Source organism: uncultured Meiothermus sp. (assembly GCF_937863175.1).
Classification (GTDB): domain Bacteria; phylum Deinococcota; class Deinococci; order Deinococcales; family Thermaceae; genus Meiothermus.
The window spans coordinates 1-9,627 of sequence record NZ_CALMCQ010000195.1; the positions used below are offsets into that span (position 1 = coordinate 1).

Genomic DNA, 9,627 nt, shown 5'->3' on the forward strand with positions numbered 1-9,627 from the left:
GCTTCACCCGTTCCAACCAGGGGACGGCGCTCGACCAGCGTCCCCGCGTTTTGAAGGGTCAGAAAATCAAGAAAGGCGACCTGCTGGCCGACGGCCCAGCCTCCGAGGAGGGCCGACTGGCTCTCGGACAAAACGTGCTGTTGGCCATCATGCCCTTCGATGGCTACAACTACGAAGACGCCATCGTCATCTCTGAAGACCTTTTGCGCCGCGATTTCTATAGCTCGGTGCACATCGAACGCTACGAGATTGAGGCCCGTGACACCAAGCTAGGCCCCGAGAGGGTGACCCGCGATATCCCCAACCTCTCCGAAGCTGCTTTGCGCGACCTTGACGAAGATGGGGTGGTGCGAATTGGCGCCGAGGTCAAGGCCGGCGATATCCTGGTAGGTCGTACCAGCTTCAAGGGCGAGACCGAACCCACCCCCGAAGAGCGGCTCCTGCGCAGCATCTTCGGTGAGAAGGCCAGAGACGTGAAAGACACTTCGCTACGGGTGCCTCCCGGCGAAGGGGGCATCGTGGTGCGTACCCTGCGCCTGCGCCGTGGGGATCCTGGTGTGGAGCTCAAACCGGGCGTGCGGGAGGTGGTACGGGTGTATGTGGCCCAGAAGCGCAAACTGCAAGTGGGCGACAAGCTGGCCAACCGCCATGGCAACAAGGGGGTGGTCTCCAAGATACTACCGCCCGAGGACATGCCGCACATGCCCGATGGAACCCCTGTAGACATCGTGCTCAATCCCCTGGGCGTACCGAGCCGTATGAACCTGGGCCAGATTCTGGAAACCCACCTGGGCCTGGCGGGTTACGAACTCGATCTGAAATTCATCACCCCCGTGTTTGATGGCATTGCCGAGGACGAGATTAAGGAGGCGCTGGGGAAGGCCTTCGACAAGAAGTGGCAAACCCGTACCAAGGCCGGTTTCGGCATTGACAACCGCGAGCGGGAGGTGCTGGCCAGAGCGGCCAAGCTGGGCCTGGTGGATGGTGAGAAGGATTCCACCGAGCAATTGCGAGAGGTGGCCCAACAGGGCAAGAGCGTGCTCTATGATGGGCGCACCGGCGAAGCCATCGAAGGCCCTATTGTGGTTGGGGTGATGTACATCATGAAGCTCTACCACATGGTGGAGGACAAGATGCACGCCCGCTCGACTGGCCCCTACTCGCTGATTACCCAGCAGCCCCTGGGAGGCAAGGCCCAGTTCGGGGGTCAGCGCTTCGGCGAGATGGAAGTCTGGGCCCTGGAAGCCTATGGTGCAGCGCACACCTTGCAGGAAATCCTCACCATTAAATCGGATGACATTGAGGGCCGCAACGCGGCTTACGAGGCAGTGGTTAAGGGGGATGATGTGCCCGAGGCCAGCGTACCAGAGAGCTTCCGGGTGCTGGTGAAGGAATTGCAGTCGCTGGGCCTGGATGTGGAGACCTACGACGAAAACGCAAGGAACCTGGATATTTTCGAGGGACTGGCCTCACGGCGCTAATTGCTGATAGCAAATAGCCGGTAGCCTGAAGGTTAGCGATAAGCCATCAACTATCGGTTATCAGCGAGGAATACAATGATCAAACGAGAAGTCCGCAAAGTAAGAATCGGCCTGGCCGCCCCCGAAAAGATCCGTTCCTGGAGCTACGGTGAGGTCGAGAAACCCGAGACCATCAACTACCGCACCCTCAAGCCCGAACGCGACGGTCTGTTTGATGAGCGCATCTTTGGGCCGCAGAAGGACTACGAGTGCGCCTGCGGAAAGTACAAGCGCCAGCGCTTTGAAGGCAAGGTTTGCGAGCGCTGTGGGGTGGAAGTGACCAAGAGCATCGTGCGTCGCTACCGTATGGGTCATGTTGAACTGGCCACTCCCACCGCTCATATCTGGTACGTCAAGGACGTGCCCTCCAAGATTGGTACGCTACTGGATCTTTCGGCGCAGGAACTCGAGCAAGTCCTGTACTTTGCCAAGTACATCACCATTGACCCTCGCGGGGCCATGTTGGGGGGCACCCCGGTGCAGAAGCGCCAGCTCCTGACCGATGACGAGTACCGCGAACTGCGTTTTGGCAAGCAGGAGACTTACGTTATTCCAGCCGGCGTCGAGACCTTTGTAAAGGATGGCGACGAGGTCAAGAAAGGCCAGGAACTGGCCCCAGGTGTGGTGAGCAAAATGGATGGGCTGGTGCTCTTCCGCTTCCCCCGCCGCATCCGGGTGGAGTATGCCGACAAGGAGCGGGCCAGCCTGACCCTGCCCAAAGCAGCCTGGATTGAACAGGACCGGTACAAGCCGGGCGAGCCTATCGCAGAACTCGAGGCCTCCTACCAGATCACCAGCCAGGACTCCGGTGTGGTGGATGTGGAGGAGGTGGGGGAGGGGGCCTTGCTCAAAATCCTCGACCCCGATACCAGTGCGGTCAGCGCGGTTTACCTGATTCCTGCCGGGATGCACCTCAAGGTGGGGCAGGGTGAGCTGGTAGGGGGTGGTGACGTGTTGGCCCAGGGCAAGGGTCAGCTCAAGATGCCCAAGGGGCTCAAGGTAGAAAAGCTCGAGGTCGAGACTGCCAGGAAGGAGGTGCATCTCAGCTTCACCCTCGAGCGCCCCCGCGTGGCCGCCTATCCCCTCCAACCGCATATGCATGTGCTGGCCGCCGAGGGGGTGAGCGTGCGCAAAGGTGACAAGCTGGTAGGGGCCATTGAACCTGAGGAAGAAGTATTCGCCGAAGCCGAAGGTGTTGTCCACCTCCACGAGCCCGCCTCCATTGTGGTGATGAAGGCCAAACTCTACCCTTTCGAAGACGATGTGGATGTAACCAACGGCGACCGGGTCTCGCCCGGCGACGCCCTGGCCGACGGCGGCAAGATTGCCTCGGAGATTTATGGCCGCGTCGAGGTGGACTTTATCCGCATGGCGGTTCGGGTAATTGAGTCCTACGATATAGATGCCAAGATGGGGGCGCAGGCCATCCAGGAGCTGCTCAAGGACATTGACCTGAGTGTGCTCGAGGCCGAGCTGGTCGAGGAGATGAAGCACCCCAGCCGGGCCCGCCGGGCCAAGGCCCGCAAGCGCCTGGAAGTGGTGCGCTCGTTCCGCGACTCCGGCAACCGCCCGGAGTGGATGGTGCTGGAAGCTGTGCCAGTGCTGCCTCCCGACCTGCGACCAATGGTGCAGGTGGATGGGGGCCGCTTTGCTACCTCCGACCTCAACGACCTCTACCGCCGACTGATCAACCGCAACAACCGCTTGCGCAAACTCCTCTCCCAGGGTGCGCCAGAGATGATTATTCGCAACGAGAAGCGCATGCTCCAGGAGGCCGTAGATGCACTGCTGGATAATGGGCGTCGTGGTACTCCTGTCACCAACCCCGGTTCAGATAGAGCCTTGCGCTCTCTCACCGACATTCTTTCGGGTAAGCAGGGCCGCTTCCGCCAGAACCTGCTGGGCAAGCGGGTGGACTACTCGGGTCGTTCGGTGATCGTGGTGGGCCCGCAGCTCAAGCTGCACCAGTGTGGCCTGCCCAAGCGGATGGCGCTGGAGCTTTTCAAGCCCTTCCTGCTGAAGAAGATGGAGGAGAAGGGCATCGCCAACAACGTCAAGAGCGCGCGCAAGATGCTGGAGCGCTCCCGCGACATCAAGGACGAGGTCTGGGATGCGCTCGAGGAGGTCATCCACGGCAAGGTGGTGCTGCTGAACCGTGCCCCCACCCTGCACCGTCTGGGCATCCAGGCCTTCCAGCCGGTGCTGGTCGAGGGCCAGAGCATCCAGCTTCACCCGCTGGTCTGCGAGGCCTTTAACGCTGACTTCGATGGCGACCAGATGGCCGTGCACGTGCCGCTGTCCAGCTATGCCCAGGCCGAGGCCCGTATTCAGATGCTCTCGGCCCACAACATCCTTTCGCCGGCCTCGGGTGAGCCGGTGGCCAAGCCTGCCCGCGACATTATCCTGGGCCTCTACTACATCACCCAGCTCCGCCGCGAGAAGAAAGGCCAGGGCCTGGAGTTTAAGTCCATCGAGCAGGCCTTGCAAGCCTACGACCAGGGTAAAGTGGCCCTTAATGCCAGGATTAAGGTCGCGGGCAAAGAAACCAGTGTGGGTCGCCGGAAATACGTTTTCAGCAGCGTGGACGAAGCCCTGCTGGCGGTGCAGAGCGGGGTGGTAGACCACCAGGATGTGGTCACGGTGCGCCTGGGCAACAAGCTACTGGAAACCTCGCCGGGGCGGATGCTCTTCTTGCGAATTGTCAGTGAGGCTGTTGAGGACGCGGCGGCTGCGGAGGAACTGGTCAACCTCGAGGTGGCCCAGGAAAAGAACTCGCTCAAAGACCTGGTCTACAAGAGCTTCCTGGTGTTGGGGGTGGAAAAAACCGCCAAGCTGCTGGACGCGCTCAAGTATTACGGTTTTGTGCTCTCCACCACCTCGGGCATTACCATCGGGATTGACGATGCCGTCATTCCCGTGGAGAAAAAGCAGTTCTTGCAGGAGGCCGATGGCAAGCTGGCCCAGATCGAGCAGGCCTTCGAACTGGGTCTGATGACCGATGAAGAACGCTTCCAGCAGATTTTGCAGCTCTGGAGTCAGACCACTGAAAAAGTGACCGGGGCGGTATTCAAGAATTTCGAGGAGAACTACCCCTTCAACCCGCTCTACGTGATGAGCCAGTCGGGTGCGCGCGGTAACCCCCAGCAGATCCGTCAGATCTCGGGGATGCGTGGCCTGATGGCCAAGCCTTCGGGTGAAACCTATCCAGTACCCGTAAAGGCTTCCTTTCGCGAGGGTCTCACGGTGCTGGAATACTTCATCTCCACCCACGGAGCCCGTAAGGGTGGCGCCGACACCGCTCTGCGCACCGCCGACTCGGGCTACCTGACCCGCAAGCTGCACGACGTGGCCCACGAGGTAATTGTGCGTGAACTGGATTGTGGCACCCCCGACTACATCTCGGTGCCCCTCTTGCAGTTTGACGAAGCCTTCCGCAACAAGCGCCTGCGCAAAAAGAGCGATATCGAGTCGGGGCTGTATGGCCGCACGGTGGCACGGGAATTTGAGATCAAAGGCCAATCCTTCACGGAGGGCCACCAGCTTACCCAGGAAGAAGTGAACCAGATCGTCAGGGCCGCTGAAGAGCGCCTGATCGAGGAAGTTCCGGTGCGCTCGCCCCTAACCTGCCGTACCCGTTATGGGGTTTGCCAGCACTGCTATGGCTGGGATTTGTCGGCGGCCAAGCTGGTCTCCATTGGCGAAAGTGTGGGGGTGGTGGCGGCCGAATCCATCGGCGAGCCAGGCACCCAGCTCACCATGCGCACTTTCCACACCGGCGGGGTCGCCACCGGTACTGACATCACCCAGGGTTTACCCCGCGTGATCGAGCTTTTTGAAGCCCGCCGCCCCAAGGTCAAGGCAGTTATTGCCGAGATTGACGGCACCATCCACATCGAAGAGAATGAAGACAAAACCAGTATCTTTGTGAGCAGCGAAGGTTTCTCCAAGGAATACAAGGTGCCCAGAGAGGCCCGAATCACGGTCAAGGAAGGCGAGATGGTGGAGGCTGGGCAGCCCCTCACCCGTGGAGCCATTGACCCACATCAACTCCTGGAAGCCAAAGGCCCCGAAGCAGTGGAACGCTACCTCACCGACGAAATCCAGCGCGTATACCGTGCCCAGGGGGTGAAGCTGCACGACAAGCACATCGAGACCATCGTGCGGCAGATGCTCAAGTATGTCGAGATCACCGACTCCGGCATCAGTCGCTATCTCGAGGGTCAGGTGATCGAGAAGTGGGATGTAGAGTCGGCCAACGAAGCCCTGATGGCCGAGGGTAAGACTCCCGCTAGCTGGAAGCCGATGCTGATGGGTGTGACCAAGAGCGCTCTCTCAACCAAGAGCTGGCTCTCTGCGGCCAGCTTCCAGCACACCACCCATGTCCTGACCGAAGCCGCCATTGCGGGCAAGCTGGACGAACTGATTGGCCTGAAGGAAAATGTGATCCTGGGCAAGTTGATTCCAGCCGGTACGGGTTCGGACTTTGTGCGGGATACCCAGGTGGTAGACCAGAAGACCCTCAAGAAGTTGGAGGATGCCCGCCGCGAGGCCGAACAAGCACCTGTAGGTGGCCCCCGCCGCCCTGGCGCACGCCCCGATCAGCCTGGGCGCGAGGCCTAAAGCACAATCGCCAGACTATAGGCTGTAGGCGTATGCTTACAGCCTGTGGCAATTAAGTGCGGGTAGTTCATGATCGCCAAACTCTATCTCACCTTTCAGCAGGTTGGGGCCGATTTGTTTGCAGCAGGACTGGCCTCGGCTACCTCAGGAAACTACTCGGTGCGCGAGCGAGAGGGACTCTGGATCACCCGCTCGGGCGCTCAGAAGGCCCACCTGACCCCCGACGACTTGCTACTGCTACCCCTCGAGCCCAACCCCGAGAAAGATCAGTGGGCCTCGGTGGAGCGGGTGATTCACCGCACCATCTACCAGCAAACCGATGCTACCGCAGTGGTGCATGCCCACCCCCGCTATGCAATTGCCCTCTCGTTTCACCTCGATTCCATAGTGCCCATTGACCTGGAAGGACTCTACTACTTCGACCAGATTCCGGTATTGACCCCCAGAACGGCCTCCGGAACCCAGGAGGCCGCCGACGCCGTAGCCGAAGCCTTGCAGAACCGGTGGGCCTGTGTGGTGCGGGGTCACGGAGCTTTTGTCAAGGGCACCGAGCAGGTTTCGGAGAAATCGCTGTTGCAGGCTTATTCGCTCATGACCAGCCTCGAGGAAGCCTGTGAAGTGCTCTTTCTAGAACGGCTGTGGGGGGGTACGGGTGCTGCTTCCTCCCGGTAAAAGTTCCCCGTAAGCCCTGTGGCCTTGTTTCTTTAGCGAAGTGAGTGCTCGGGGCTCATACCGGATTCAAAAAGATCATCCTCCAACCCGGAGACCCCGAGGCTCACTTTTTGAATCCTGGAGCACCCCCCTCCCGGACGGTCGGCGAAAAAGCGTCTCCCGTCAGTCGGGTTCTAACCGAATCTGGTATCGGTAAAGGAATTCCTCCTAACAAAACAATGACCGCCAGTACGCAACTCACAAAAGGGTAGAGTGTGACGGATGAGAGTACTGTTTGTGGAAGGCAAGAACCTGGATGCACTGCGATCCCTGGCTCGACGCTTCCGCCATCCCTACCGGCTGCTCTACCGTGCGGAGCAGGAGCTCTATGTACTCGAGGTCTGGGCGTTTGCGCCCGAGATGGAGGCGGCAGCGGCGGCACTGGAAGGTTTTCGCAGTTGGAGCTTTGAATTGCTCGAAGAGGGGCTTCGAGCCTAGCCTTTGACGCGGGGAATTTCGAGCCGCCGGGCATAATCACCGGCGGAGCCAGATATGGGCGAGCCGGATACGGTGACAAACATACAGAGGAGGCACTCATGCGCGAAGTAATTGATCTAGTCGCCGGGGATAATGGGGTAGAGGTCTACCTCGAGGACACAGGCCCGGAGGACGCCCCGGCCATTGTGGTGCTGCACGGTGGGCCTGGGGGCAGTAGTTACACGCTGCGTGAGGGCCTTGCGGAGTATTTGGAAGACTTCCGGGTGCTTTATCTCGATCAGCGTGGAGGAGGTCGCAGCCCAGCCCTGCCTGAAGAACCGGGTCTTTTTACCATAGATGCTTTGCTGGAAGACCTCTTTCTCCTGCGCGACCATCTGGGCCTGGATACCTGGACACTGCTGGGACATGGTTTTGGGGGACTGGTGGCTCTGGATTATGCCCGCCGCTCCCCTCAGACCACCCGGCGACTGGTGCTGATTAACCCCTGGACAAACTTTCCGTGGCTTGCCAGCCAGTTATATCGCGCTTCGCTGGGGTTGCGGGGCATCGTAGAGCGGGATGTCGAGGTGGAGCTGCCCCCGGATGGAACAGGGTTGCTACAGGAAGCCTTTGCCCACGTGGAGCCTAAAGCAGCCTTTGACAAGCTAATGTTTCCCAGCCCGCACAGCCGCATGGAGTATGAATGGATGGCGGAAAGCTCTACCGTGGTGGGGGCCGCTACGCCGGGACGCATGTTTGTACTGAACGGGCTGTGGCGTTTGGACTATACCCCCTTTTTGCTGGAGGTACATGTGCCCACCACAGTATTGTTGGGCTCTCTGGACGCTAGCAGCTACCCCGAAGCCCAAACCATTGCCGACCTTACGGGGGGAGACCTCGAGCTCATTGAAGGAGCGGGCCATTACCCCTGGATTGACCAGCCCTACGCATTCAGCGAGGCACTTCAGAACGCGCTCCAGGACGCTCAATAGGGCGCGGCCTGGAAAAACCCCGAAATCCAGCGAACGCGTTCTGCATGTACCTCCACCTTAGAAAATTGCTACATGCACCGTGGCCTGGTAACGGAGGCAGCGACGCACCTATAATTTGCTTCGCCCAACCACCACCGCCCTGGCCCGCACCAGCACCCGCACCTGGTCGCCAGGGTGGAAAGGGCTTTCCGGGCTTTCCTGCACAGTGAGTTCCCGGTTGCCAAACTGGATACGGTAGGTTAGATCGTGACCCTTGAACTCGCGGCTCAATACGCTGCCTTCGAACTGTTTGCCGGAAATTCCCAGGTGTCCGAGCGGGGCTGCCAGGCTCAGTCCTTCGGGGCGCAGCGAGAGCAGTACTGCACCGTGGGCTTCCTCCATCAGCACAATCCGCCCCAGCGGGGTTTCGGCCTCCTGGCCCCTGGCCTCGCCGGGGATGAGGTTGGTTCGGCCCAGAAACTGTGCTACAAACGGGGTACGTGGGTGATGGTAAACCTCCTCGGGCGTGCCGATCTGCTCGAGTTGCCCACCCCGCATGACCCCTAGCCGGTCGGCGAAGGAGAGGGCTTCTTCCTGGTCGTGGGTGACCAGGATGGCCCCGATGCCCGACTGTTTCAGAAGGGCCCGCACCTCGTCGCGGGTGGACTGCCGCAGGGCGGCATCCAGACTGCTAAAGGGTTCGTCGAGCAGCACCAGTTTGGGGCCGGGTGCGATGGCACGGGCCAGGGCTACCCGCTGCTGCTGTCCACCCGAAAGTTCGCCGGGTTTGCGATCCTTAAACACCGTAAGCCCGACCAGACTAAGCACCTCCTCGACCCGTTCCTGCCTGGCTTTTCCGTAGAGCTGGCGCAGGCCAAAGGCCACATTGCCATAGACGCTCAGGTGCGGAAACAAAGCGTAATCCTGGAACACAAAACCGATCCCACGCTGTTCGGCAGGGTGCCGGGTCAGATCCTGACCATCCATCCAGATCTGGCCGCTGTCGGACTGCTCGAAGCCGGCAATCAGACGCAGGGTAGTGGTTTTGCCGCAGCCCGAGGGCCCCAACAGGGCAAACACCTCACTGGGATCCACCTCAAAACTTACCCCTTGCACGACCGGCGGAAAGCTGGGATGAAAGCGTTTGGTCAAACCCTGCACCTGCAGGATGGGCGTGGTGGCGGTGGCGTCAGGGGTTGGGCTTTCGGCGTTCAGCGGCTTCATTTTCGTTCCTGGGTGAGCAACAAGCCTACCAAGCAGGCCGAGAATAACACGATCAGCAGGGCATAAGGAGCAGCCTCGGCGAACATCGCTTCCGAGGTGTAGCCCCAGATGCGGGTTGAAAGCGTAGAATACCCCACCGGGGCCAGCAGGAAGGTGAGGGGAAC

General features: G+C 60.2%; 5 protein-coding genes and 2 pseudogenes. 5 read left to right on the forward strand and 2 right to left on the reverse strand.

The window, feature by feature from the left end; translation table 11 throughout:
- The 5 genes and pseudogenes from Q0288_RS07590 to Q0288_RS07610 form a co-directional block, all read left to right on the forward strand.
- Positions 1–1,481: pseudogene (locus Q0288_RS07590) on the forward strand (DNA-directed RNA polymerase subunit beta); the annotation flags it as partial.
- Between the two features lie 78 nt (positions 1,482–1,559).
- Complete coding sequence (locus Q0288_RS07595) at positions 1,560–6,140, forward strand: DNA-directed RNA polymerase subunit beta' (RefSeq protein ID WP_299429299.1); 4,581 nt, start codon at positions 1,560–1,562, stop codon at positions 6,138–6,140.
- A gap of 69 nt (positions 6,141–6,209) precedes the next feature.
- Positions 6,210–6,812: a class II aldolase/adducin family protein gene (locus tag Q0288_RS07600; RefSeq protein WP_299429295.1), complete on the forward strand. Its 603-nt coding sequence runs from the start codon at positions 6,210–6,212 to the stop codon at positions 6,810–6,812.
- A gap of 261 nt (positions 6,813–7,073) precedes the next feature.
- On the forward strand, positions 7,074–7,289 hold the full coding sequence (locus tag Q0288_RS07605; protein ID WP_299429296.1) for a hypothetical protein: 216 nt from the start codon (positions 7,074–7,076) through the stop codon (positions 7,287–7,289).
- A gap of 98 nt (positions 7,290–7,387) precedes the next feature.
- Positions 7,388–8,260, forward strand: coding sequence for an alpha/beta hydrolase (locus tag Q0288_RS07610; protein ID WP_299429297.1), 873 nt, complete (start codon positions 7,388–7,390; stop codon positions 8,258–8,260).
- Between the two features lie 108 nt (positions 8,261–8,368).
- Here Q0288_RS07610 and Q0288_RS07615 read toward each other — a convergent pair whose 3' ends face one another.
- Complete coding sequence (locus tag Q0288_RS07615) at positions 8,369–9,463, reverse strand: ABC transporter ATP-binding protein (RefSeq protein ID WP_299429298.1); 1,095 nt, start codon at positions 9,461–9,463, stop codon at positions 8,369–8,371.
- A pseudogene (locus Q0288_RS07620) lies at positions 9,460–9,627 on the reverse strand (iron ABC transporter permease); the annotation flags it as partial. The pseudogene Q0288_RS07620 and the gene Q0288_RS07615, both read right to left, overlap by 4 nt.

Excerpts from the sequence above, each read along its gene's own strand:
- Q0288_RS07610 (WP_299429297.1), top strand. The coding sequence starts at position 7,388 with ATGCGCGAAGTAATTGATCTAGTCGCCGGGGATAATGGGGTAGAGGTC.
- Q0288_RS07605 (WP_299429296.1), top strand. The coding sequence starts at position 7,074 with ATGAGAGTACTGTTTGTGGAAGGCAAGAACCTGGATGCACTGCGATCC.
- Q0288_RS07600 (WP_299429295.1), top strand. The coding sequence starts at position 6,210 with ATGATCGCCAAACTCTATCTCACCTTTCAGCAGGTTGGGGCCGATTTG.
- Q0288_RS07615 (WP_299429298.1), bottom strand. The coding sequence starts at position 9,463 with ATGAAGCCGCTGAACGCCGAAAGCCCAACCCCTGACGCCACCGCCACC.